Raw genomic sequence first — 23,615 nt, 5'->3', positions numbered from 1 at the left:
TCGCGAAAGGTGATCAGATGACGGCGGAACCACCCCCCGGGAGTGGCCCCTACGGGCACCCCCAGCAGCCCGATCCGCAGTACGGGCAGCAGTACGGTCAGCAGTACGGCCAGCCGCAGGGTTACGGCCAGCAGCCGGGCCCGCAGTACGGCGACCCCCAGGGCTACGGCCAGCCGCAGGGCTACGGCCAGCCGGCGTACGGCGAGCAGGGCTACCCTCAGCAGGGCTACGGCCAGCCGGACCCCTACGGCCAGGCTCCGCTCGCCCTCTGGTGGGAGCGCTGGGTGGCCCGGTTCCTCGACGGCCTGATCTTCAGCGTCGTCTACGGGATCTTGAATTCCATCTTCTACAGCATGTTCGGGCCCTCGGTCGCGGATATCCTGGCGGACCCCTCGGCGGCCACCGGATCGGTCGTCCTGCCCGGTCTGCTCGCCGCGATCATCGCCTTCGGCGCGTATGCCGCCTATGACTATGTGCTGCATTCCAAGGACGGGCAGACGCTCGGTAAGAAGGTCATGAAGATCCGCCTGGTGTCGGCGGCCGGCGGCCCGGTTGATTCGGGCGCCGTCATGAAGCGTTCCGCTATCTTCCCCGGCGTGATGGCTCTCTACGGCATTCCCGTCGTCGGATGGCTGGCCTCCATCTTCGTGCTCGTGCTGGCGATCCTAATCCTCGTGGACAAGCCCCGGCATCAGGGCCCGCACGACAAGATCGCGGGGACGGTTGTCGTCAAGGCGCCCCGCTGAGACGGGTTTTTTCGACGGGGCGGCCGCGCTGCGGCCGCCCCGTCGGTGTTTTCGGGAGGATCACCATTCCCGGGCCATCCGGTAAGACGGCTGGAGAGACGGGATAAGCGTGGAACGGTCCTTCGGCCGGGTTTGGGACCCGGCCCCGCAACCTGCCCTGACCTCGTGTGGGGCTAGAGTCGGATCCTGACTCCCGGATCAGGCAACCGTGGTACGGGCTGAGGGAGTCTCGTGTGACAATTAACGTGGGGGCCGCTGAATCCCGCCCCCCCGCGTGGAGCGAGGATCAATGAACGATGTATTGTCCGCGTTGATACCGCCAGCGGTAGTCGCCGTGGTGGTCATCGTCGCCGTGGTGAAGCTCGTGCGTTCCGAAGCGCGGGCCCGGGGGCGGGCGACGGAACCCTCGGAGAAGTCTTCGGAGGCTTCTTCAGGCTGAGCCGGCGACGGCCACTCGGTTCCACTTCAATCACAACAGCATCCTGAATTGTCAGCCAGGGTTGCCGGGTATATGTTTGGCTGACGAAAAGAACTATGCTCTGCGAAAGGATTGCCAGATGGCCACGCAGATCCAGAAGATACTCATCGACGACCTCGATGGTGGCGAGGCCAGTGAGACTGTCACCTTCGCGATTGATGGCGCCGCTTACGAGATTGACCTGAGCGGCGATAACGCCAAGAAGCTCCGTGACGCGCTGTCCCAATTCGTGTCCAGCGCACGCAGAGCCGAGAGCACACCCGCCCGCGGCCGCAGGCGGGGCGCGGGCCAGCGTCCGTCCCGGGAAAAGAGCTCGGAGATCAGGGCCTGGGCGAAGGCACACGGCATCTCGGTCAGCGAGCGGGGGCGCATTGCCTCTTCCGTGGTGGAGAAGTACGAGGCGGCGCACTGACGTCCACATATGATCACCGGCTATGGCGGCGGCGCGCCTTCACGGCGCCGTCATAGCCGCATGATCCCGTTTATCCGGTCGAGATCGTCCGGCACGTGATCGAGCGTCCGTAGGAAAACTGCGGGTTAAACGTCGTTCGCTTGCGGCGTAGAGGGAACACGCGGGCCCCCAACAGTAGTTGGATGGAGCGTGAACGCCCTGCTCCCGGGGAACGCTCATGTGCATAGAGCGGTCACCGGTCGGGGCTAGCATGCGGATGCGGCGGGCCCGGATATCCCGAGCAGCCTGGCCGCTCTGTGAGGAGCGACGACATGTTCGAGAGGTTCACTGACCGCGCACGGCGGGTTGTCGTCCTGGCTCAGGAGGAAGCCAGGATGCTCAACCACAACTACATCGGTACTGAGCACATTCTTCTCGGGTTGATCCACGAGGGGGAGGGTGTGGCCGCCAAGGCTCTGGAGAGTCTTGGGATCAGTCTTGAAGGTGTGCGGCAGCAGGTCGAGGAGATCATCGGGCAGGGCCAGTCGGCGCCGTCGGGGCACATCCCGTTCACGCCGCGGGCCAAGAAGGTGCTCGAGCTGTCGCTTCGTGAGGCTTTGCAGCTGGGTCACAACTACATCGGCACCGAGCACATCCTCCTGGGTCTGATCCGGGAGGGCGAGGGTGTCGCGGCTCAGGTGCTGGTGAAGCTCGGCGCCGACTTGAACCGCGTGCGCCAGCAAGTGATCCAGTTGCTGCACGGCTACCAGGGCAAGGAGCCCGCGGCGGCCGGTGGGCCCGCGGAGTCCGCCCCCTCCACCTCGCTCGTGCTCGACCAGTTCGGCCGCAACCTCACCCAGGCCGCCCGCGAGGGCAAGCTGGACCCGGTGATCGGCCGCGACAAGGAGATCGAGCGGGTCATGCAGGTGCTGTCCCGCCGCACCAAGAACAACCCGGTGCTGGTGGGCGAGCCCGGCGTGGGCAAGACCGCGGTCGTCGAGGGCCTGTCCCAGAAGATCGTCAAGGGCGAGGTGCCCGAGACGCTCAAGGACAAGCAGCTCTACACGCTCGACCTCGGCGCCCTGGTCGCCGGCTCCCGCTACCGCGGTGACTTCGAGGAGCGCCTGAAGAAGGTCCTCAAGGAGATCCGCACCCGGGGCGACATCATCCTGTTCATCGACGAGCTGCACACCCTGGTCGGCGCGGGCGCCGCCGAGGGCGCCATCGACGCCGCGAGCATCCTCAAGCCGATGCTCGCCCGCGGCGAGCTGCAGACCATCGGCGCGACCACGCTCGACGAGTACCGCAAGCACCTCGAGAAGGACGCCGCGCTGGAGCGCCGGTTCCAGCCGATCCAGGTGGCCGAGCCCAGCCTGAGCCACACCATCGAGATCCTCAAGGGCCTGCGCGACCGTTACGAGGCCCACCACCGCGTCACCATCACCGACGCCGCGCTGGTGGCGGCGGCGCAGCTCGCCGACCGCTACATCAGCGACCGGTTCCTGCCGGACAAGGCGATCGACCTCATCGACGAGGCCGGCTCGCGCATGCGCATCCGCCGCATGACCGCCCCGCCGGACCTCCGCGAGTTCGACGAGAAGATCGCCCAGGTGCGCCGGGACAAGGAGTCCGCGATCGACGCGCAGGACTTCGAGAAGGCCGCGGCCCTGCGTGACCAGGAGAAGCAGCTCCAGCTCAAGCGCGACCGGCGCGAGAAGGAGTGGAAGGCCGGCGACATGGACGTCGTGGCCGAGGTCACCGAGGAGCTCATCGCCGAGGTCCTGGCGACCGCGACCGGCATCCCGGTGTTCAAGCTCACCGAGGAGGAGTCCCAGCGGCTGCTCCGCATGGAGGACGAGCTCCACAAGCGGATCATCGGCCAGGACGACGCCATCAAGGGTCTGTCGCGGGCCATCCGCCGCACGCGGGCGGGTCTGAAGGACCCGCGCCGTCCCGGTGGCTCGTTCATTTTCGCCGGCCCGTCCGGTGTCGGTAAGACCGAGCTGTCCAAGGCGCTGGCCGAGTTCCTGTTCGGGGACGAGGACGCGCTGATCATGCTGGACATGTCCGAGTTCATGGAGAAGCACACCGTCTCGCGGCTGTTCGGCTCCCCGCCCGGCTACGTCGGGTACGAGGAGGGCGGCCAGCTCACCGAGAAGGTCCGGCGCAAGCCGTTCTCCGTGGTCCTGTTCGACGAGATCGAGAAGGCCCACCCGGACATCTTCAACTCGCTGCTCCAGATCCTGGAGGACGGTCGCCTGACCGACGCCCAGGGTCGCGTCGTGGACTTCAAGAACACCGTCATCATCATGACGACCAACCTCGGCACCCGGGACATCTCCAAGGGCATCGGGGTCGGGTTCGCGAAGACCAACGACGTCGAGGGCAACTACGACCGCATGAAGGCGAAGGTCCAGGAGGAGCTCAAGCAGCACTTCCGGCCCGAGTTCCTCAACCGTGTCGACGACACCGTGGTCTTCCACCAGCTCACGCCGGGCGAGATCATCCAGATCGTCGACCTGATGCTGGCCCAGGTGGACGCCCGCCTGAAGGACCGCGACATGGGCCTGGAGCTCACCTCCGAGGCCAAGCAGGTGCTGGCCGACCGCGGGTACGACCCCGTGCTCGGCGCCCGGCCGCTGCGGCGCACCATCCAGCGCGAGCTGGAGGACACGCTGTCGGAGAAGATCCTGTACGGCGACCTGCGTCCCGGCCAGGTCGTCAAGGTGACCATCGAGGGTGAGGGTGAGGGCGCCACGTTCGTCTTCACCGGCGAGCAGCGTCCGCAGGACCTGCCCGAATCGGCCGAGGGCTTCCGCGAGCCGGCGAGCAGCCGGGCCGGTGCCGCCGCCGCGCCGGCGGACCGCCGTCCCGCGTAGCACCCGGCGGTACCAGCAGAAACGCGCGAGACCCCCCGTGAAACTTCTCACGGGGGGTCTTTCGTATTTGGTGAGATCGTTTTGGTGTGATTCGCTATGCCACCACGGCAGGTAGTACTACACTCTGTAGAGCGAATCCGGCCGGGCCCGCGAGCCGGCCGATCACCGGGGTTCACCGGGTGGTGATTCGCGCGGGGATCCTCCCGCCGGCGTAGCGGACGATCCGCTGCCAGGCGGACGCGGGGAGGGGTGCGTGCCGGGCAGACTCGCTCCGGCCGTGCCCGTCAGTAGGGACCACCGCGGCAGGGGGCTCCGACGCGCGCTGCGCGGAAGCCGGACAAACGCAGTATGCCTGGGAGGCACCGGATGCGCCTGTGTCACGAGGACGGCACGCTCGTTCACCTGTCCTACAACGCGGGCGTCCACCCCGCGGAGGACCTGGAGAACCTGATCGCCCACCTGACCCGCTACGCCGTCCCGGTGCGCAAGCGGCTCGGTGTGGCGCGCCTCGGCATCGGCCTCTGGCTCGCCCCGGCGGTCGCCGACCACCTCACCGCCGATCGCATCGAGCTGGTCCGGCTGCGCCGCTCGCTGGAGGAGCGCGGCCTGGAGGTCGTCAGCCTCAACGGCGCCGGCGGCCGTGGCATGGGCCAGGACTCGCCTGGCCCCGACTGGGCCAAGCCCGAGCGGTACCGGTACACCATGGCGCTGGCCAAGATCCTCGCTTACCTGCTGCCGGACGACGTCCGCTTCGGCAGCATCACCACCATCCCCATCGGCTGGCGCCGCGACTGGCCCGCCGACCTGCACGCCATAGCGTCCCGCCGCCTCGACCGCCTGTCCCGCGAGCTGCGCGGCCTGCACAGCGTCACCGGCAAGACCATCCGCGTCGGCTTCCAGCCGTGGCCCGGCTGCGTCCTGGAGACCACCGAGCAGGCCGTCGAGCGCGTCTGCGGCATCGACTCCGAGTACCTCGGCGTCTCCCTGGACGCCTGCCACCTCACCTGCGGCACCACCGAGCCCGGCGCCGCGCTGCGCGGGGTGGCCGCCGCCGGGTCCTCGGTGGTCAAGCTGGGCCACGTCCACAGCAGCGAGACCCCGCAGGCGATTCTGGAGGACACCCTCTCCACGATCCTCAGCACCCACCCCCGGGCCGGCGCCCACATCGAGGTCGAGACCCACGGCCTGACCACCCCCGCCAAGAACAAGGGCCCCGCCGCCCTGGTGGCCACCCTCGCCGCCGACCTGGACTGGACCCGCCGCAACCTGACCGCTCTCGGCCTGAAACTCGCCGCCTGACCCCCTACTCCCCGCTGTACTTCGCGAACAGGGTGTGCGGCCGGCCACTAGGCTCGGGGCATGGCAGGCGGGCTGCGAGAGGCGATTGTCGAGTGGTACGGGGTCGCGGCGCGCGACCTGCCGTGGCGGCGCCCCGGCACGGACGCCTGGGGTGTGCTGGTCAGCGAGATCATGCTCCAGCAGACCCCCGTGGCACGGGTGCTGCCGGTCTGGGAGGACTGGATGCGGCGCTGGCCCACGCCCGCCGCGCTGGCCGCCGAGCCGCCCGGGGAGGCGGTGCGGCACTGGGGCCGCCTGGGGTATCCGCGGCGCGCACTCAACCTCCACGCGTGCGCCAGGGCCATCACGGACGACCACGGCGGGCGGGTGCCGTCCACCTACGACGAGCTGCGCCGCCTGCCGGGTGTCGGCGACTACACGGCGGCGGCCGTCGCCAGCTTCGCCTACGGGGCCGGCCACGCCGTGCTCGACACCAACGTGCGCCGGGTGCTGGCCCGCGCCGTGCGGGGCGAGGAGTTCCCGCCGAAGACCACCACGGCGGCCGAGCGCGCCCTGGCCGAGTCGCTGGTCCCCCCGGTGGACGCCCCCCGCTGGGCGGTGGCGGTGATGGAACTCGGCGCCCTGGTCTGCACCGCCCGCGCCCCGCGCTGCGCCGGCTGCCCCGTCGCCGCCCACTGCGCCTGGCGCCTGGCCGGCCGCCCCGCGTACGACGGCCCCGCCCGCCGCGGCCAGACCTACGCCGGCACCGACCGCCAGTGCCGCGGCCGCCTGCTGGCCGTCCTGCGTGAGGCGCACGCTCCCGTGCCGAAGGCCGCTCTGGACGCCGTCTGGGCCGACGCCGTGCAGCGCGAGCGCGCCCTTGACGGTCTCATCGCCGACGGTCTGGCCGAGCCCATGCCCGACGGCACGTACCGCCTCCCCGGCACCGCGGGCTGACCCCGCCCGTCCGGCGGTTTCCCGGATCGGCGGGTCGACACCTCCTCGATGGCCAGTTCTCTCCATACTATGAGTATGGATCCGGACACGTTCCGTGGTGACATAGGAGTAGACGGGCCTGAGGTGTACTGGCGCAGGCGAGTCGCCGTGCTGGTCGGCGTGCTCGTGGTGGTCGCGGTCGTGGCATGGGCGTGCAGCAGCGCGTCCGGAGGCCTGGGCGCGGGAACCCACGCGAAGCCCGGCAAGAGCAGCGGCCCCACCGCGGCACCGCGCACCGACCAGACGGCGGCACGTCCCGGAGCGGCCCCCCCGCCGTCACCGGAGCCCGAAGAGCCGTGCCGCGGCCCCGACCTGGTGCTGAGCCTCCACGCCGAGTCCCGCGTGTACGCGGCCGGCCGTACCCCGAGCTTCCTGCTGACGGTGGTGAACACCGGCCACCTGTCATGCGCCGTCGACCTCGGCCGGCGCGCCGTCGAAACGATGATCACCTCTGGCGGCGACCGCATCTGGTCCACCACCGACTGCGTGAGCGGCCCCGGCCGCGACATGCACACCCTGCGCAGAGGCGTCCCACACGTGACAGAAGTGAGATGGGATCGCCGCCGCTCAGGCCCCGACTGTCACTCGGAACGCCCCCGAGCCCGCCCCGGCACCTACGTGGCGACCGCCCGCCTCGGCGCCCTGCGCAGCCACGAACTGATCTTCCACCTCCGCTGACGGGGCGTCAGACGTAGCGTTCCAAGATGGAGGCCTCGGCGAGGCGGGAGAGGCCCTCGCGGACGCTGCGGGCGCGCGACTCGCCTACGCCGCCGACGGACTGGAGGTCGGCGGTGCTGGCGGCCAGGAGCTTCTGGAGGCCGCCGAAGTGGTCCACGAGGCGGTCCACCACGCTGCCGGGGAGGCGGGGGACCTTCGCCAGGAGGCGGAAGCCTCGGGGGCTCACGGGGGACTCCAGGGCTTCGGAGCCGGCGTGGCCCAGCACACGGCCCACGGCGGTCAGGTCCAGGAGGTCGGAGGCGGACAGCCGGTCCAGCTCGGCCAGGGACTCGGGGACGCGGCGTGGACGGCGTTCCTTCCCTGACGGGAGGTAGTCGCGCATGATCAGGTCGCGGTCGCCCTCCACGCCGGCCACCAGCTCGGCCAGTTGCAGGGAGAGCAGCCGGCCGTCGGTGCCGAGCTCCACGACGTAGCCCTCGATCTCGCCGGCGATGCGGCGGACCATCTCCAGGCGCTGGACCACGACCGCGACGTCGCGTGCGGTGACCAGGTCCTCGATCTCCAGGGCGGACAGGGTGCCGGAGACCTCGTCCAGGCGCATCTTGTAGCGTTCGAGCGTCGCCAGCGCCTGGTTGGCCTTGGACAGGATGGCGGCGGACTCCTCCAGGACGTACCGCACGCCGTCGAGGTAGAGCGCGATGATGCGCATCGACTTGCTGATGGAGATCACGGGGAAGCCGGTCTGCCGGGCGACGCGTTGCGCGGTGCGGTGGCGGGTGCCCGACTCGTTGGTGGGCAGGGCCGAGTCCGGCACGAGGTGCACGGCGGCACGCACGATCTTGCCGGCGGCCTGGTCGACCACGATGGCGCCGTCCATCTTGGCCAGCTCGCGCAGCCGTGTGGCGGAGAACTCGACGTCGAGTGTGAAGCCGCCGGTGCAGACGCTCTCGACCTCGGTGTCGTAACCGAGGACGATCAGTGCCCCCGTGTGGCCACGCAGAATGCGCTCCAGGCCGTCGCGTAGCTCGGTGCCCGGAGCGAGCGCGGCAAGGATGGATCTTCGCCGCTCGTCGATCCCCTTGTCGATGTTAGCCACATGGCCCCCGCTGGTCGCTGACGTCGCCAGTTTACCGGGGAGGGGCCCGCCCGGGCCTGGGTGAAGCCACCCGGACCCGGCGGTCTCACCCGGAGGTCAGGTGACGTGGGTGAGGGCGTCCCAGACGTTCTCCGCCTCGGTGACCTCGAAACCGGAGGTGAGCGCCGTGGTGCGGGCCGGTCGTCGGCCCACGGGAACGGGACGCAGGGCGTCGTTCCCCTCGGTGCCGGGCGGCGGGGTGTCCTGGTCGAGCGAGCCCATGGGCACCAGGGCGCGGGTGAAGCCGAGCCGGGCCGCCTCGGCGACCCGGCGCCTGATGTCGCGTACCGGGCGCAGCTCACCGGCCAGCCCGACCTCGCCGAGCACCACCAGGCCGGGTGGCAGCGGGCGGTCGCCTGCGGCGCTGGCCACGGCGAGCATGACCGCGAGGTCCACGGCGGGGTCGTTCAGGCGGATGCCGCCGACGGTGGCGGTGAACACGTCGCAGCCGCTCAGCCGGGCGTTGAGGCGCCGCTCCAGCACCGCGAGGATCATGGTGACCCGGAACGGGTCGAGGCCCGAGGTGGAGCGGCGGGGCTGCTGGGCGTCGGTGGGCCCGACGAGGGCCTGGACCTCGGCGGGCAGCGGGCGGGTGCCCTCGACCGTGACGGTGACGCAGGTGCCGGGCACCGGCTCGGAGCGGCGGGAGACGAACAGGCCGCTCGGGTCGGGCAGGCCCTGGATGCCGCGCTCGTTGAGGTCGAAGCAGCCGACCTCGTCGGTGGGGCCGAAGCGGTTCTTGATGCAGCGGACCATGCGCAGCCGCGAGTGGCGGTCGCCCTCGAAGTGGAGCACGACGTCGACCAGGTGCTCCAGCACGCGGGGCCCGGCGATCGAGCCCTCCTTGGTGACGTGGCCGACCAGCACCGTGGACATGCCGCGCTCCTTGGCGAGGCGCACGAGGTTGCCGGTGACCTCGCGCACCTGGGTGACGCCGCCCGGTACGCCGGTGGTCTGCGTGGAGCCGATGGTCTGCACCGAGTCGACGATCAGCAGCCGGGGCTGGACCTTCTCGACGTGGCTGACCAGGGCGGCGAGGTCGGTCTCTGCGGCGAGGTAGAGCTGGTCGCGGATGGCGCCGATGCGGTCGGCGCGCATGCGCACCTGGGCCGCGGACTCCTCGCCGGTGACGTAGAGCACGGTCTCGTGCCGGGCGAGGCTCGCCGCGGCCTCCAGCAGCAGCGTGGACTTGCCGATGCCCGGCTCACCCGCCAGCAGCACCACCGCCCCCGGCACCAGCCCTCCGCCGAGCACCCGGTCCAGCTCGCCGACCCCGGTGGTGCGCGCCCGGGCGAACTCGGCCTTGACCTGCCCGATCGGCAGCGCCGGCGAGGAGACGGCCCCTCCTTGGACGACGTGCACGCCCGCTCGCGCGCCCTCCTCGTCGACCGTGCCCCACGCCTGGCACTCGCCGCAGCGCCCCACCCATTTGGTGGTGCGCCAGCCGCACTCGGCGCAGCGGTACCCGGGCTTCTGCGTCTTGGTCATGCGGGCACGCTATCCCGCCCCGGCGACAGTCCGGGGTCAGAAAAGACGCCAGCGCAGGACATTGGGGTAGTCGATCTCCAGTCCGGGGGTGGCGGCGACGGCCTCCTCGGCCACGTCCGGGGCGAACTCGATGCGCAGCACGGCCTCAAGGTCGGCCCGCGCGGTGAAGACCATGCGCAGGTCGAGGTCGCGGCGCATCCATCCCTGGCGTGTCCAGAAGGCTTCCACACGCTCGGGGGAGTACGCGGGGACGGTCCTGGTGAACCACCGCCCGAACGCGCCCCTCGCGCCGTCCAGATCCACGACGAACGCGGCCCCGCCGCGGCGCACGACCCTGGACAGCTCGCGCAGGCCCGGCTCGCACCCGGGGCCGAAGAAGTACGCCCATCGGGCCACGGCGACGTCCACCGAGGCGTCGGGGAGCGGCAGGTCCTGGGCCGTGGCGGTGCGCACCGAGACGTTCGCCATCCCCCGGCACCTGTCGGCGGCCCGCTCCGCCAGCTTGGGATGCGGCTCCACCCCGACGACCCTGCGCGCGCCGGCCGCGTACCCCGGCAGGTGGAACCCCGTGCCGCACCCGATGTCCAGCACGACCCCGCCGTCCCACGGCCGTATCGCCCGCATGGCCGCGTCGGCGACCCCCTCGGGGTCGACGGCGCGGTTCTCCAGCTCGTAGACCTCCGGTGTGTTCCAGATGTTGGGACTGGGGATGGCCCCTCTCGCGATCCGCGCCATGGGCACAGGCTAGTGCGCCCGGGTGATCCGGCGGGCCATCGCACGGCGTCGCCGCCGTGAGGTGAGGTGGGGCGGGAAGGATGATCTTGACAGGTTGGGGGTTGCGGAGCGCCGGGGGGGCGTGGACCGGCTTAGGCTGGCAATTGTGACCGACGTCATCCGAGTGCCGAATGCCAAGATCGCTCTGTCCACCGCGTCGGTGTATCCGGAGCGCACTCCGGACGCCTTCGAGCTGGCCGCGCGTCTGGGCTACGACGGTGTCGAGGTCATGGTGGGCGCCGATCCGGTGAGTCAGGACATCGACGTGCTGGAACGGCTGTCCGACCATTACCACGTGCCGGTTCTGGCCGTGCACGCCCCGTGCCTGCTGGTGACGCAGCGGGTGTGGGGGCGCGACCCGTGGGCCAAGCTGGTCCGTGCCCGTAAGGCCGCCGAGCGGCTGGGGGCGCGGACGGTGGTGGTCCACCCGCCGTTCCGCTGGCAGCGGGAGTACGCCCGCGACTTCGAGACCGGTCTCGCCCGCATGCGTGAGGAGACCGATGTGACCTTCGCCGTGGAGAACATGTTCCCCTTGCGCGCCCGTGGCGCCGAGGTCGTGCCCTACTCCCCGGGCTGGAACCCCATCGACCAGGACTACCCCCAGGTCACCCTCGACCTGTCCCACACCGCCGTGTCCGGCTCCGACGCGCTGGAGATGGCCGAGAAGCTCGGCGACCGGCTGGCCCACCTCCACCTCGCCGACGGCATAGGCACCACGAACAAGGACGAGCACCTGGTGCCGGGCCGGGGCAGCCAGCCGTGCGCCCGCATCCTGGAGCGGCTGGCCACCAACGGCTACGGCGGCCTCATCGTCCTCGAGATCAACACCCGCAAGGCGGCCGGCCGCAGCGAGCGCATCGACGACCTGGCCGAGGGTCTCGCGTTCGCCCGTCTGCACTTCGCCGCGTCCTCCACGGCGTGATCTACTCGTCGCCATGAGTCATGAGGTGTTCGACCGCGTCGCCGAGTACTACGACGCCGCCCGGCCCGGCTACCCCGACGGCGTGTACGACGCGGTGGCCGCGCTGTGCGAGATGACGCTGGACGGCGCCGTCGTGGTCGACGTCGGCGCGGGCACGGGCATCGCGACGAGGGGCCTGCTCGCCCGGGGCGCCCGGGTGACGGCGATCGACCCCGGCGAGCGCATGCTGGCCCGGCTGGTCTCCCACTCGGCCCGCCCCGGCGTGGTCGTGGGGGACGGCAACATGCTCCCGTTGCGCTCGGGCACCGCCGATCTGGTGTGCTACGCCCAGTCGTGGCACTGGCTGCGCCCGGTGGACTCGATCAGGGAGGCCGTGCGGGTGCTGCGCCCGGGCGGCGTCGTGGCGGCGTGGTGGAACACCGTCGATCTCGGCGCCACGCCGGACGACGCGCAGGGCACCGGCGCGGACTGGCTGGTGGCGTTCGAGCGGCGGCTGGCGGAGAGCTGCCCGGCGTACTGGGGCCCGGCGCTGCCGCAGTGGCGGGTGCCGCAGGTGGCCCGCGCCATGGGGGAGGCGGGCCTCTCGGTCCAGGAGGCGTGGATCCACTGGGTACGGCGTATCAGCGTGGACGACATGCTGCTCGACCTGCGCTCCCACGCGTTCGTGGCCTCGCTCGGCGACGAGGCGGCCACCGCCGTGGTGGTGCGGGAGCGGGACGAGCTGCGCAAGGCGGCCCTGGACGGCGAGCTGGAGGTCCCCATGCGCGTCTACCTCGCGATGGCCCGCACGCCCCGGGACGCCGATGGCTGAGGGCGCGGCGCGCCGGCGTCCGGGCCGCCGTCCCGGCCTGACCGACACGCGGAACGAGATCATCGCCGCGGCCCGCAAGACCTTCGCGGACAAGGGCTTCGACAAGGCGACGATCCGCGGCATCGCCCGGGAGGCCGGGGTGGACCCGGCGCTGGTCCACCACTACTTCTCCACCAAGGAGGGCCTCTTCGTCGCGGCGCTGAGCCTGCCCATCGACCCGTCCAAGGCGGTCCCGATGATCATCCAGGGGCCGCGCGAGCAGGTCGGCGAGCGCCTGGTGCGGTTCATCCTGACCCTGACGTCCGAGCCGGCGGCCCGCGAGCCGGTGCTGGCGCTGGTCCGCAGCGCCACCACCAACGAGCAGGTGGTCGCGATGTTGCGCGAGTTCCTGACCCGGTCGGTGCTGAACCGGGTCGTGGAGGCGCTCGGCATCGCGCCGATCCGCATGGAGGTGGCGTTCGCCCAGATGTTCGGCGTGATCGTGCTGCGGTACGTCCTGCGCCTCGAGCCGATCGCGTCGGTGGAGATCGAGGAGCTGGTGGAGCTGCTGGCACCGACGATCCAGCGCTACCTCGCCGAGCAATGATCGCCCCTGCCGGGACGGCCACCAGAGCACTCTTCTAGTATCGGTTCTGGTAGCGATCGCCGCCGCGTGAGCCGCCGGTCACGCCCATAAGTTACCCGCGGGTACTATTCGGGTGCCGGCCGGTGGAGACGAGCGGTGACCGGGCGGCCACGCCGTAGATAGGGAGGGCCTGTGCTCCTTGTAGCGATCATCGGGCTGGTCATGACCGCCGCCGCGATAGCGATCGCCGGGCGCCGCGTGCGTTACCTGCGGCGCCTCGCCACGAGCGGCCAGCCCGCCCCTGAGCGTCTCGCCTACGCCAGGGACAACGTCGGCGCCGAGCTAAAGGCCCAGTTGGTCGAGGTGTTCGGGCAGAAGAAGCTGCTGAAGTGGACGCCTTCGGGCGTCGCCCACTTCGTGGTGTTCTGGGCGTTCGTGATCCTCGCGACCGTCTACCTGGAGGCGTACGGCGCGCTGATCCAGGGCGCCGTCACCGGCACTCCCGACTTCCACATCCCGCTGATCGGCACCTGGCCGGTGCTCGGGTTCCTCCAGGACCTCATCGCGGTCGCCTGCCTCGCGGGCCTCGCCGGCTTCGCCGCCATCCGCGTCGCCAACTCGCCGAAGAAGCTCGGCCGCGACTCCCGGTTCAGCGGCTCGCACCTCGGCGGCGCCTGGCTGATCCTGTTCATGATCTTCAACGTGATCTGGTCGCTGTTCCTGTTCCGCGGCGCGGCGATCAACACCGGCAACTTCCCCTACGACTCGGGCGCCTTCGCCTCACAGGGCGTGGCCGCGCTGCTGCGGCCCCTCGGCGAGGGCGTCAACGAGGTGCTCGAACCTTTCGGCCTGCTGCTGCACCTCGGCGTCATGCTGGTGTTCCTCGTCATCGTGGTCAACTCCAAGCACCTGCACATCGGCACCGCGCCGCTGAACGTCATGTTCGCCCGCCGTCCGGACGGCCTCGGCGCCGTGCCCGAGATGCGCAGCAACGGCAAGGTGCTCGACTTCGAGGAGGCCGACCCCGACACCGACGTCTTCGGCCGGGGCAAGCTGGAGGACACCACCTGGAAGGGTTTCCTCGACTTCTACACCTGCACCGAGTGCGGCCGCTGCCAGTCGCAGTGCCCGGCGTGGAACACCGGCAAGCCGCTGTCGCCCAAGATGCTGATCCTCGACCAGCGCGACCACGCGTTCGCCATCGCGCCGTACCTGCTGGCCTCCGAGCAGGAGCGCGAGAAGCTCCCCGAGGACGTGCTCGCCCTGGCCGGCAAGCCGCTGGTCGGCGAGAACGGGGTGATCCACCCGGACGTCCTGTGGTCCTGCACCAACTGCGGCGCGTGCGTCGAGCAGTGCCCGGTGGACATCGAGCACATCGACCACATCATCGACATGCGCCGCTACCAGGTGATGATCGAGTCCAGCTTCCCGTCCGAGGCGGGCGTGATGCTGAAGAACCTGGAGAACAAGGGCAACCCGTGGGGCATGTCCGAGATGAAGCGGGCCGAGTGGATCGAGGAGCTGGCCTCCCGCGAGATCGACCCGATCGAGGTCACCGTCATCGAGGACAAGATGCCCGAGGACATGGAGTACCTCTTCTGGGTCGGCTGCGCGGGAGCTCTTGAGGACCGCGCCAAGAAGACCACCAAGGCCGTGGCCGAGCTGCTCCACATGGCCGGCGTGCGCTTCGGGGTGCTCGGCCCGATGGAGGCCTGCACGGGCGACCCGGCGCGGCGTCTCGGCATGGAGTTCCTGTTCAACATGCTCGCCCAGCAGAACATCGAGACGCTGAACGAGGCGGGCGTCACCAAGATCGTGGCCACCTGCCCGCACTGCTTCAACACCCTGGCCAACGAGTACCCGCAGCTCGGCGGCGCCTTCGAGGTGGTGCACCACACCCAGTTGCTGGCCAAGCTCGTGGAGGACGGCAAGCTCACCCCGGTCACCCCGATCGAGGAGAAGATCACCTACCACGACCCGTGCTTCCTCGGCCGGCACAACAAGGTGTACGCGCAGCCGCGCGACATCATGGCCAAGGTGCCCGGCGTGCGGTCCCAGGAGATGCACCGCTGCAAGGACCGCGGGTTCTGCTGCGGCGCGGGCGGGGCGCGCATGTGGATGGAGGAGCGCATCGGCAAGCGCATCAACACCGAACGGGTGGACGAGGCGCTCACCACCGATCCCGACCGCGTGTCCACGGCGTGCCCCTTCTGCCTCGTGATGCTCGGCGACGCGATCAACGAGAAGAAGAACAGCGGCGAGGCCAAGGAGACGCTGGAGGTCGTGGACGTCGCGCAGCTTCTAGTGACCTCTGTGAAAGGTGGGACGACCACCGCCTGAACGCCCGGCGGCGGGCCCGAAACCCTTTCTCCACATAACAGAGAAATCACGGTAACCTCAACGTCGCGGCTCAATCGACGGGGAGGGGGCGCCGGTGCGCGTTGTCGTTACCGATGCCGAGGTCACCATGGCCGACGTCCTCTCGCTTCGCCTTGCCATCGAGGAGCCCCTTCCCGAAGGCACGCGGCTGGTGTTACGGCAGCGGGGCAGCGGCGCGGAGAGCACGGTGGTGCTCGGCACGCCGGGCGCGGAGGCGCACGACGTGTCGGTGGCGGTCTCCCTGGCCCCTCTCGCGCTCGGCCCCGGCCGCTGGGACACCTACCTGGAGAACGGCGAGCCCGGCAGGGGCGGCCGCACCCGCGTGCACTGCGTGGACCCCGGTTTCTCGCTGGACCGCCTGGACGCCTACGCGCTCAGCCGCCGCACCCTGGCGTACCGCGCCTACCGCACGCTGAACGGCTACCTGGCGCTGCGCGTCGTCGCGGCCGACCCGGTGGCCGACGTCCGCGCCGTGTGGTTCCGCGAGGGCCGTTTCGAGGTCACCGGCCTGCTGGCGTACACCGGCTTCACCGACGACGACGCCCACCGGCCCGCCCGCCTCGCGCTGCGGCCCCCGGCCGGCCCCGACGGCGTGGTGACCGCCGCCGCGACGGTGCAGGGTGTGCGGTTCCACGCCGCCCTGTCGCTGTGCGACGTGCTCGCCGCCACACCCGAGTACGAGGGCCTGTGGAAACCGTCGCTGGAGGTGGACGGCCTGACGGAGCCGCTGCCGCTCGGCGCCCGCATCGACGACGTGGACGGCAAACGCCGCCGGGTGCAGTACCCCGACACCGAGGTGGACGGCGTGCCGATCCGGCCCTGCTACACCGCGGACGACGAGCTGCGCCTCGAGGTGGGCGGATGAGGATCTGCTTCCTGCTCCCCTCGGCTTACGGGATGCGTGGCGACACCAGGGCCGTGCTCAACCTCGCCGCCGAGCTGGCGACGCGGCACGACGTGCAGATCGTCAGCGTCCGCAGGGTGCGGGAGGCGCCGTTCTTCCCCATCGACCCCAAGATCACGGTGCGCTGGCTGGTGGACGCACGGCCCGGGGTGCGCCACCTGCTGCCCCGCGGCCAGATGCGCACCGAGATGGCCCTGTGGCGCACCCTGCGCGGCCTGCGGGCGGACGTGCTGGTCACGACCCGGGCGAGCCTCGGTGTGCAGGCGGCCCGGCACGTGTCCCGCGACGTGGTGCGGCTGACCCGTGAGTGGAGCCGGCCGTCCATCCCTGGCGCGGTGCGACGGTTCTACCCCAAGCTCGACGCCGTCGTCGCGTCCACCGAGACCACCAAGGACGAGTTCCTGCGGCTGCTCGACGGCGAGGGCCCGCCGGTCGAGGTCATCCCGGACGCCCTGCCGCGCGGCCCGTGGCCGAGGTCGCGCATGGACAACCGCATCGTGTCGGCGGGCGGGCGGTGGCTGCCCGGCAAGGCGTTCGACACGCTGATCCGCGCGTTCGCCATCGTGGCCGACAAGCGCCCCGACTGGCGGCTGCGCCTGTACGGCGGCGGCCCGGAGGAGAAGCGGCTGCGCGCGCTGGTCGGCGACCTCAGCCTGCACAACAACGTGTACTTCATGGGCATCACGCCCGACCTGCAGGGGGAGTTCGCCAAGGCGTCCATCGTGGCCGTCACCTCGCACGCCGAGTCGCCCGGCATGACGGTGATCGAGGCGCTCGCCTGCGGCGTGCCCGTGGTGGGGTTCGAGGGCACCCGCGGGCCGGGGGAGTTCGTCACCGCCGGGCGGGACAGCGTGCTGGTCTCCCGGGGCGAGCAGGAGCTCCAGGCGTACGCGTCGGCACTGCTCGCGCTGATCGACGACGGGCGGCGCCGCATGATGCTGGCGGCCGGCGCCAGGGAGGCCGCGGCCGCGCACGAGGCGTCCGTCGTCGCGGCGCGCTGGGAGGAACTGGTGGAGCGTTTGCGCACCCGCTGAGATACCCCGAACAGGTATCGTGGGCGGTATGCATGGGTACAGCGCCGACAAGCAGGCCTATCTCACCAGGCTTCGCCGGATCGAGGGCCAGATCCGGGGGCTTCAGCGCATGGTGGAGGAGGACGCCTACTGCATCGACGTGCTGACCCAGGTGTCCGCGGCCACCCGTGCGCTCCAGGCCGTGGCGCTCGGCTTGCTGGAGGACCACATCGGCCACTGCGTGACCGACGCGATCAGCGCGGGCGGCCCGGAGGCCGAGGCGAAGGTCAAGGAAGCCTCGGCGGCGATCGCCAGGCTGGTCAGGTCCTAGCCCCGTTCTCCGACCTCGCCCTCGGCGACCTGGACCGATCACTCACCGCACCGGATGTCGCACGACACCTGATCAGGGGCGCTCGGGCTCGTGCGGAAAACAGGCCTAGCCGGCGGGCTAGTTCGGCGCTGGTTCGGCAGTAGTGCGCCGCGTGGGCTCTCATGGGTCCGGCGGCCCGTGAGGACTAGTCCGATGGCGGCGCGGGTGTCGCGAGCGGGGGGTCTCTTCGCAAAACCGTCCCGAACTCCCAGGGAGTCCGGGACCAGTTCTGCGAGCTCCTTCAGTGACTCACCGAAGTGCGCAATCCGAGCGCGTTGTCGAGCTCATCCAATGTCAGCTCGCGTTCGCTGACAGCGACGGCGCTGAGCACCTCCGCGTAGAGCGCGATCTCGTCCAACGCGACACGGTCATGGACCCGTGAGTCCAGGTTGTCGTGCCCCACCGCGTCGTCCTTCCTTCCGCAGCCCACACCCACTTCGAGGTTACGACCGGGCGGCATTCGACGACATGGCCCATCGTGACCATTCGCCAGACCCTCCCGTGTCCCTGTGGAGACCATTTCCCGGTTCCGAGATCACAATTCCGTCAAAACCCCTGATAGGAGGGCGGGGAATGATATACGCGAAGTAAGTAAAAAATAGCCCAATAACCTGTTTGCGTAGGCCCAAGCTCGTCAGGAGTGACGTATCCATTCCGGCGAGACATCTGGGACTCCAGGTAATGGGTCCGCGGGGTCGTCCCGCTGATGGATCAGGCACCGGACCGTGGCGGCGGACACCGGGAACCCGTGGGCGGGCGGCTCGGTGCCGGTCAGCCGGCACCACGCGAGGCCCGTGGCGTACCCCGCGCCGAGCAGCGCCGCCGCCGACGCGCGGTCCGGCGGCAGCAGGTCCGGGGCCGGCTCGCCCGCGCGCGGCCAGCAGTCGCGCAGGGGGTCCTCCGGCGCCGACAACGCGGTCTGGTACGTGCGGCGCGACTCGGCGTCCAGCCACGGGTCCAGCCGCCCCGCGGCCTCGGGCGCGACCGTCTGCACGTCGGCGGCGAGCAGCGCCGCGGCCGTCGCACGGGGATCGCCGCCCTGGCCGCCGACGAACGCCAGGGCCTGCACCAGGTCGTACAGCACGTGCCTGAAGTGCTCCCCCGGCGCCGTCTCCGGCAGCACGGCTGGCGCCAGGTGGGCGGGGCAGCGGGCCAGCCACGTGCGGTGCAGCGTGGCGGCGTCCCTGGCGTGGTGGTCCAGCCACGGCCGGGCCGCCAGCGGCTCCACCATCGTGAGCAGCGCCTCGGCGCGGGGGGCGAAGCGCGGGTCGGAGCGCAGCACCCTGGCCGTCGACGCCGCGAGCCCCGCGAGGCGCAGCGCGGCGCCCTGCGCGCCCCGGGCCAGCGGGCCGGCGTACATCTCGATCAGCGCGGACAGCGGCACCGGCGGCAGCCACCGCACCCAGTCGTCGCCCGGCAGTGGACGGGCGAGGAACTCGCCGAACATCGACAGCAGCACCTCGTTGCCGTCGAACGCCGGGGCGTAGGCGCACCACATGATCGTGCCCCAGACCATCGCCACCGGGGCGGGGACGTCGTTGTAGAACGCCTCGCTGAGCGGCCCCGCGACCCCGAGGAACTCGCCGCGGAGGCCGCGCTGCGCGTCCAGCAGCCCGCGCACGCTCTCGGTGATCGCGCGCGGTACGTCAGGCCCGACGAACGCCTGCACCGACCCGCGGTCGAAGGCGAGGTGGGCGGCGCGGGGCAGCAGGTGCTCGGGCACGGCGGGCGCCGGGTAGGCGGGCCGGGCCGCCGAGCGCGCGTCGTCGGAGAACGGCGGGGCCGCCAGGTGCCACAACCCGTCGGTGCCGTCGTGGCGGTACCACCGCGCGTGCGCCCCGAACAGCCAGCACGCGCCGTCCGGCGTGGCGAGCAGCCGCGCCGCCATCGCCTGCGTCTGCGTGGAAGCCGGGACGTCCGCCCACCGCGGGTCCGCCACCATGGCGCGGACATCCCGTTCGATGGCGTCGAAAGGATCCCACTGCACGGCGGCAATGCTACTGCCGGGAGGGTCCGCGATCCCGGGGTGTCACTCCGCCGTGTACGGCAGGGGCCGGGCGGTGCGGTGGAGCACGGCCTTGGCCATGTAGTTGGCCGGGGTGCGGGCGAACGAGTCGCGGTCGGCGTCGGTGAGGTCGCGGACCACCCTGCCGGGGATGCCGGCGACCAGCACGCCGGCGGGGATCTGCTTGCCCGGCCCGATCACGCAGCCGGCCGCGACCAGGGAGCCCGCGCCGACGCGCGCCCCGTTCAGCACGATGGCGCCGATGCCGACCAAAGCGCCCGTCTCCACGTGGGCGCCGTGCACCGTGGCGCGGTGACCGAGGCTCACGCGGTCCTCCAGCACGGCGGGCGACCCGGGGTCGGCGTGCAGGCAGCACAGGTCCTGGATGTTGCACTCCTCGCCCACGTCGATGGTTTCGTCGTCGCCGCGCAGCACCGAGCCGTACCACACGCTCGTGGCCCGGCCGAGACGCACCCGGCCCACGACGACGGCGGTGGGCGCCACGTAGGCTTCCGGGTGCACGGAGGGTACGGCGACGCCGAGCGCGGCGACGTACGGCACGGCGTGCGGGGCGGGCCCGGTCGGCTCAGACATGATTCGTCATGATGTCACGCCGGAGGCGGCGCGGTCCCGGGCCGCACGCCGTGCCGGGACGTCGGCCGTTCGGGTTGCGGAGCGCGGCCGATCGCAGGAAAGTCGTGTCCTGACGTGAACACCCCCACACACCCGCATCCAGACCCCCAGGGCTCAGCCATGACGAACCAGCACGACAGCTTTCCCGACATGATGCACGAGGACCTCGGCTTCGAGGTGGTGATGCGCGGATACAGCCGTCGCCAGGTCCACGATCACATGACCCGCATGCGCAACCAGATCCGCGACCTCGAGGAGCGGCTGGCACGTGCCATCGATCAGGCCGAGCAGGGCCGGGTGGAGCTGGCGGAGGCCCGCCGTCGCCTCGCGGAGGCGCCCCAGGACTACGACGAGATCGGCGAGCGGCTGAGCGCCATCCTCAAGCTCGGCGAGGAGGAGGCCCGCGCCAAGCGCCAGGCAGCCGACGACGACGCCGCCAAGGTGCGTGAGGACGCCGCGGCCGAGTCCGAGCGCATCCTTTCCGCCGCGCAGGCCGAGGCCGAGCGCCGCGTGCACGAGGCCACCACCTCTGCCGAGCGCCTGCTGGCCCAGGCCGGGTCGGACGCCGAGGAGACGCTGGGCGCGGCGCGCCAGGAGTCGGAGGAGACGCTGCGTGCCGCCCGCGCCGAGGCCGACCGCACCCTGACCTCCGCGCAGCGCGACGCCGAGAAGCTGATCAGCGACGCCAACGCCGAGGCCGAGGCCACGCTGACGTCCGCGCGCGCCGAGTCGGAGGCCACGCTGAAGTCCGCCAAGGCCGAGGCGGCCGACATGCTGAGCTCCGCACAGCGGCGGGCGACGTCCCTGGACGACCACACCGGCCGACGGGTGACGTTCCTCACCGACACCCACACCGAGGTCGTGCGGCGCCTCAACGAGATGGGCACGGTGCTGACCGACCTGCTGCAGCGCGAGAACTCCGCGGGCCCGCTGATCGACGAGGCTTCTGTGCTCCCGCCGCGCCCGGTCATCGGCACGGTGGACGACCCGGGCGACCAGGACGCCCCGGTGTCCGAGAAGGCCGCGAAGACGGAAGAGGCCGCCGCCAAGGACGGCGAGTCCCCCGAGACCCCGGCCGACGCGCCCTACGACGTCGACGACCGGTTCGGCGGCTTCACCGCCGACGAGCCGGACTTCGGCAAGGACGCCTCCGCCTTCGGCACGGGTGAGCCGGACCACGAGAAGGACGCCCCCGCCTTCGGCAAGGGCGGGACGGACCACGGCGACGATTCCCGCGACTTCGGGAAGGACGCCCCGTCCCCCGTGGACGGCGCGCCTGCCGACGACACCCCGGGCGTGCACGCGGCCCGCGGCCCGTTCGAGTCGCTCGACCCCGGTGACGACACCCGCGACGTCCGCGACTCCCTCTACGACTCCTCCGACTCGCCCGCCCGGGCCCGTGGCTTCTTCGAGAAGCCCGCCCGGCCGGCCGACGCCCCGTAGGGACGCCTGAGGGCCCACGGGAGCAGACCCCGTGGGCCCGCCGGGCGGTGTCGCGGAAACCTTCGCCCCCGATCGGGTCGGAGGTTTACGCGCCTGCCGTCCGCGCGAAGCGGCCGGCGAGGTCTCAGGGTGGCGGTGTCGTGCCGTCGGGTTCCGCGTCGTCCGGGCCGGGAGCGGGGGGCTCCTGGTCCGGCCCGGCCGCCCCCACGGCGGCCGGGCCGGTGGACGGCGTCACGGGTGGCGGCGGGCGGGACGGCTCGACGGCGGGCCCGGCCGCGGCCGGGGCGCGGTGGGCGGTGGACATGCATCCCTGTTGTTCCAGCAGACCGAGGCGCAGCCCCGCCGGGTCGTCGGCGTCGATGGTCATGGCGCAGCCGGCCTTGCGTTCGGCGTCGCTGAGAGGGTGGTGCCGGGTGGCCCACCACCGTCCGGCATCGCTACGCCAGATGGTCCAGTCAGGGAACTCCCGGGCGATTTCGGCGAGGTGCCGGTCGAACGACATCCCGTCCACCCTTCCCTAGGGCCTGGTTTGTACCGTTCCCCTTCACGTTGCGGGACTTCTCTAGAGAAATCAATGTTCGGGGTGGACAGGTCAATCTAACGCCGGTTCGTAGGGCTTGACTCAGGCGTCGAAGTCGTACTGAAGTACATACGACGCCGCGTCCATGATCATCTTGTTGAGCTCGACGGCCGTGCCCCCGGCCGCGTACGCCGCGCGGCACACCACGATCACCGGCGTCCCCGCGGGCAGTCCGAGCTTCTCCGACTCCTCCGGCGTGGGCATCCGCGCCCGCACCTCCTCGGTGAAGTGCGCGGGCGCGTGCCCGAGGTCGCGCAGCCTGGCGTACACGCCGCCGGGTCCGGTGTCCGGCACGACGATGGGGGTGTCGGCGACCAGCAGCGCGGGAAAGTGTGACGCGGCGAGCTGCACGGGGCGGCCGTCCACCGAGTAGCGGCGCCGGCGCACCCAGACCTCCTCGCAGTCCAGCACGCGCGCGGCCTCGTCCGCCGCGGGTTCCCTGGTGATGGTGAGGTCGTCCACCGTGTAGGGACGGCCGCTGGTGTCGGAGTCCCAGATGGCCCGGCCGGCGCCCCACTGCTCGCGGGACAGGCGGCGTGAGCCGTGCCGGCGGATGGGGCGGAACCGCCGCACGTAGACGCCCGAGCCGCGCTTCGGCACGGCGAGGCCCTCGTTGATGAGGACGGCCAGCGCCTGCCTGGCGGTCGCGCGGGCGATGCCGTGCTCGGACATGAGGGCGTTCTCGCCCGGTAACCGATCCCCGTCCCGCAGATCGCCGGCCAGGATCGCCTGGCGCAGACGATCCGCGATGCGGCGATAGATCGGGGGTTCATGTGGTACCGGGGACTCCATCACGCTATCACCCTCAGTCACCAACGCGGTTCTGCGTCTCCAGAGAACTTGCCCCGCCTTGTCCACGATCGCACAGATACGCAGGATGGTCCCGTGCTTCTTTTGCGCGGATCGTGCCTGTGTGGTGATCTCCGGGGGTTTCGCTGAGCCGTTAGCCTGGACCGGTCCCAACCGCTATCCCAGGCCTCGGTCACGCGCGGTGGTGCCCGCCGCGGCCCCCGTTCGGCAGGCCGCCGCGCGCGTCCCTCCGGACCTGCGGCGTCGATGCGCGGGAAGGCTCGCGCGGCCCGTGTGAAGCCAGAGGAATATGGCTTGCACGCCATATCGCCGGGGTTGCCGCCGCGGTGTTTCGGCG

Annotated in this window: 21 protein-coding genes; 14 read left to right on the top strand and 7 right to left on the bottom strand. The window is 71.3% G+C overall.

Going from position 1 to position 23,615, the window contains the following annotated elements; genetic code table 11:
* The first annotated feature begins 17 nt into the window (after positions 1-17).
* The 6 genes from ABGB17_RS30630 to ABGB17_RS30605 all read left to right on the top strand — a co-directional run bounded on the left by ABGB17_RS30630 (position 18) and on the right by ABGB17_RS30605 (position 7,446).
* The gene (locus ABGB17_RS30630) at positions 18-746 is read left to right on the top strand and encodes an RDD family protein (RefSeq protein ID WP_347635828.1); all 729 of its coding nucleotides are present in this window, start codon (positions 18-20) and stop codon (positions 744-746) included.
* Between the two features lie 557 nt (positions 747-1,303).
* Positions 1,304-1,636: an Lsr2 family protein gene (locus ABGB17_RS30625; RefSeq protein ID WP_347635824.1), complete on the top strand. Its 333-nt coding sequence runs from the start codon at positions 1,304-1,306 to the stop codon at positions 1,634-1,636.
* A 311-nt stretch (positions 1,637-1,947) separates the two neighbouring features.
* Positions 1,948-4,494, top strand: coding sequence for an ATP-dependent Clp protease ATP-binding subunit (locus tag ABGB17_RS30620; RefSeq protein WP_347635820.1), 2,547 nt, complete (start codon positions 1,948-1,950; stop codon positions 4,492-4,494).
* Between the two features lie 366 nt (positions 4,495-4,860).
* Complete coding sequence (locus tag ABGB17_RS30615) at positions 4,861-5,793, top strand: TIM barrel protein (RefSeq protein ID WP_347635816.1); 933 nt, start codon at positions 4,861-4,863, stop codon at positions 5,791-5,793.
* Between the two features lie 60 nt (positions 5,794-5,853).
* Positions 5,854-6,729, top strand: a complete 876-nt coding sequence (locus ABGB17_RS30610) for an A/G-specific adenine glycosylase (protein ID WP_347635812.1) — start codon at positions 5,854-5,856, stop codon at positions 6,727-6,729.
* A 75-nt stretch (positions 6,730-6,804) separates the two neighbouring features.
* Positions 6,805-7,446, top strand: coding sequence for a hypothetical protein (locus ABGB17_RS30605; protein WP_347635809.1), 642 nt, complete (start codon positions 6,805-6,807; stop codon positions 7,444-7,446).
* 7 nt (positions 7,447-7,453) lie between these two features.
* Here ABGB17_RS30605 and disA read toward each other — a convergent pair whose 3' ends face one another.
* The 3 genes from disA to ABGB17_RS30590 all read right to left on the bottom strand — a co-directional run bounded on the left by disA (position 7,454) and on the right by ABGB17_RS30590 (position 10,804).
* Complete coding sequence (disA, locus tag ABGB17_RS30600; protein WP_347635805.1) at positions 7,454-8,542, bottom strand: DNA integrity scanning diadenylate cyclase DisA; 1,089 nt, start codon at positions 8,540-8,542, stop codon at positions 7,454-7,456.
* Between the two features lie 96 nt (positions 8,543-8,638).
* Positions 8,639-10,069: a DNA repair protein RadA gene (radA, locus tag ABGB17_RS30595; RefSeq protein ID WP_347635801.1), complete on the bottom strand. Its 1,431-nt coding sequence runs from the start codon at positions 10,067-10,069 to the stop codon at positions 8,639-8,641.
* Between the two features lie 36 nt (positions 10,070-10,105).
* Positions 10,106-10,804: a class I SAM-dependent methyltransferase gene (locus ABGB17_RS30590; RefSeq protein ID WP_347635797.1), complete on the bottom strand. Its 699-nt coding sequence runs from the start codon at positions 10,802-10,804 to the stop codon at positions 10,106-10,108.
* A 145-nt stretch (positions 10,805-10,949) separates the two neighbouring features.
* Here ABGB17_RS30590 and ABGB17_RS30585 point away from each other — a divergent pair, with 145 nt between their 5' ends.
* From ABGB17_RS30585 to ABGB17_RS30555, 7 genes are all read left to right on the top strand, one after another.
* Positions 10,950-11,765, top strand: a complete 816-nt coding sequence (locus tag ABGB17_RS30585) for a sugar phosphate isomerase/epimerase (RefSeq protein ID WP_347635793.1) — start codon at positions 10,950-10,952, stop codon at positions 11,763-11,765.
* A 13-nt stretch (positions 11,766-11,778) separates the two neighbouring features.
* Positions 11,779-12,576, top strand: coding sequence for a class I SAM-dependent methyltransferase (locus ABGB17_RS30580; RefSeq protein ID WP_347635789.1), 798 nt, complete (start codon positions 11,779-11,781; stop codon positions 12,574-12,576).
* Positions 12,569-13,162, top strand: a complete 594-nt coding sequence (locus ABGB17_RS30575) for a TetR family transcriptional regulator (RefSeq protein WP_347635785.1) — start codon at positions 12,569-12,571, stop codon at positions 13,160-13,162. Before ABGB17_RS30580 ends, ABGB17_RS30575 begins: the two co-directional genes overlap by 8 nt.
* A 171-nt stretch (positions 13,163-13,333) precedes the next feature.
* Entirely contained in the window at positions 13,334-15,481 is a 2,148-nt protein-coding gene (locus tag ABGB17_RS30570) for a (Fe-S)-binding protein (protein WP_347635782.1), read from the top strand.
* A gap of 94 nt (positions 15,482-15,575) precedes the next feature.
* Positions 15,576-16,385, top strand: coding sequence for a hypothetical protein (locus tag ABGB17_RS30565; protein WP_347635778.1), 810 nt, complete (start codon positions 15,576-15,578; stop codon positions 16,383-16,385).
* Complete coding sequence (locus ABGB17_RS30560) at positions 16,382-17,458, top strand: glycosyltransferase (RefSeq protein ID WP_347635774.1); 1,077 nt, start codon at positions 16,382-16,384, stop codon at positions 17,456-17,458. The genes ABGB17_RS30565 and ABGB17_RS30560 overlap by 4 nt, the downstream gene beginning before the upstream one ends.
* 28 nt (positions 17,459-17,486) lie before the next feature.
* A complete protein-coding gene (locus ABGB17_RS30555) occupies positions 17,487-17,768 on the top strand; it encodes a metal-sensitive transcriptional regulator (protein ID WP_347635770.1) in 282 nt (93 codons plus the stop codon).
* A gap of 673 nt (positions 17,769-18,441) precedes the next feature.
* Here the strand turns inward: ABGB17_RS30555 and ABGB17_RS30550 are convergent.
* Positions 18,442-19,794, bottom strand: coding sequence for a hypothetical protein (locus ABGB17_RS30550; RefSeq protein WP_347635766.1), 1,353 nt, complete (start codon positions 19,792-19,794; stop codon positions 18,442-18,444).
* A 42-nt stretch (positions 19,795-19,836) separates the two neighbouring features.
* Positions 19,837-20,406, bottom strand: a complete 570-nt coding sequence (locus ABGB17_RS30545) for a gamma carbonic anhydrase family protein (protein WP_347635764.1) — start codon at positions 20,404-20,406, stop codon at positions 19,837-19,839.
* Positions 20,407-20,565: 159 nt separating this feature from the next.
* Here ABGB17_RS30545 and ABGB17_RS30540 point away from each other — a divergent pair, with 159 nt between their 5' ends.
* A complete protein-coding gene (locus ABGB17_RS30540) occupies positions 20,566-21,888 on the top strand; it encodes a hypothetical protein (protein WP_347635761.1) in 1,323 nt (440 codons plus the stop codon).
* Positions 21,889-22,012: 124 nt separating this feature from the next.
* On the opposite strand, the gene ABGB17_RS30535 is transcribed toward ABGB17_RS30540, so the two are convergent.
* Together ABGB17_RS30535 and ABGB17_RS30530 are read right to left on the bottom strand one after the other, a co-directional pair.
* Positions 22,013-22,390 (bottom strand): hypothetical protein, encoded by a 378-nt coding sequence (locus ABGB17_RS30535; RefSeq protein ID WP_347635757.1) that lies wholly within the window; start codon positions 22,388-22,390, stop codon positions 22,013-22,015.
* Between the two features lie 120 nt (positions 22,391-22,510).
* Positions 22,511-23,260 (bottom strand): GntR family transcriptional regulator, encoded by a 750-nt coding sequence (locus tag ABGB17_RS30530; RefSeq protein WP_347635876.1) that lies wholly within the window; start codon positions 23,258-23,260, stop codon positions 22,511-22,513.
* Positions 23,261-23,615: the final 355 nt, after the last annotated feature.

The sequence above is a fragment of the Sphaerisporangium sp. B11E5 genome (genome assembly GCF_039871875.1).
Classification (GTDB): domain Bacteria; phylum Actinomycetota; class Actinomycetes; order Streptosporangiales; family Streptosporangiaceae; genus Sphaerisporangium.
This window is presented reverse-complemented; position numbering and strand designations above follow the sequence as displayed.

What these genes read in the sequence shown, in the direction of transcription:
- ABGB17_RS30605 (WP_347635809.1), top strand. Translation starts at nt 6,805, where the DNA reads ATGGATCCGGACACGTTCCGTGGTGACATAGGAGTAGACGGGCCTGAG.
- ABGB17_RS30545 (WP_347635764.1), bottom strand. Translation starts at nt 20,406, where the DNA reads ATGTCTGAGCCGACCGGGCCCGCCCCGCACGCCGTGCCGTACGTCGCC.
- ABGB17_RS30560 (WP_347635774.1), top strand. Translation starts at nt 16,382, where the DNA reads ATGAGGATCTGCTTCCTGCTCCCCTCGGCTTACGGGATGCGTGGCGAC.
- ABGB17_RS30535 (WP_347635757.1), bottom strand. Translation starts at nt 22,390, where the DNA reads ATGTCGTTCGACCGGCACCTCGCCGAAATCGCCCGGGAGTTCCCTGAC.
- ABGB17_RS30625 (WP_347635824.1), top strand. Translation starts at nt 1,304, where the DNA reads ATGGCCACGCAGATCCAGAAGATACTCATCGACGACCTCGATGGTGGC.
- ABGB17_RS30620 (WP_347635820.1), top strand. Translation starts at nt 1,948, where the DNA reads ATGTTCGAGAGGTTCACTGACCGCGCACGGCGGGTTGTCGTCCTGGCT.
- ABGB17_RS30630 (WP_347635828.1), top strand. Translation starts at nt 18, where the DNA reads ATGACGGCGGAACCACCCCCCGGGAGTGGCCCCTACGGGCACCCCCAG.
- ABGB17_RS30530 (WP_347635876.1), bottom strand. Translation starts at nt 23,260, where the DNA reads ATGGAGTCCCCGGTACCACATGAACCCCCGATCTATCGCCGCATCGCG.
- ABGB17_RS30540 (WP_347635761.1), top strand. Translation starts at nt 20,566, where the DNA reads ATGACGAACCAGCACGACAGCTTTCCCGACATGATGCACGAGGACCTC.
- ABGB17_RS30575 (WP_347635785.1), top strand. Translation starts at nt 12,569, where the DNA reads ATGGCTGAGGGCGCGGCGCGCCGGCGTCCGGGCCGCCGTCCCGGCCTG.
- ABGB17_RS30615 (WP_347635816.1), top strand. Translation starts at nt 4,861, where the DNA reads ATGCGCCTGTGTCACGAGGACGGCACGCTCGTTCACCTGTCCTACAAC.
- ABGB17_RS30590 (WP_347635797.1), bottom strand. Translation starts at nt 10,804, where the DNA reads ATGGCGCGGATCGCGAGAGGGGCCATCCCCAGTCCCAACATCTGGAAC.
- radA (WP_347635801.1), bottom strand. Translation starts at nt 10,069, where the DNA reads ATGACCAAGACGCAGAAGCCCGGGTACCGCTGCGCCGAGTGCGGCTGG.
- ABGB17_RS30580 (WP_347635789.1), top strand. Translation starts at nt 11,779, where the DNA reads ATGAGTCATGAGGTGTTCGACCGCGTCGCCGAGTACTACGACGCCGCC.
- ABGB17_RS30555 (WP_347635770.1), top strand. Translation starts at nt 17,487, where the DNA reads ATGCATGGGTACAGCGCCGACAAGCAGGCCTATCTCACCAGGCTTCGC.
- ABGB17_RS30610 (WP_347635812.1), top strand. Translation starts at nt 5,854, where the DNA reads ATGGCAGGCGGGCTGCGAGAGGCGATTGTCGAGTGGTACGGGGTCGCG.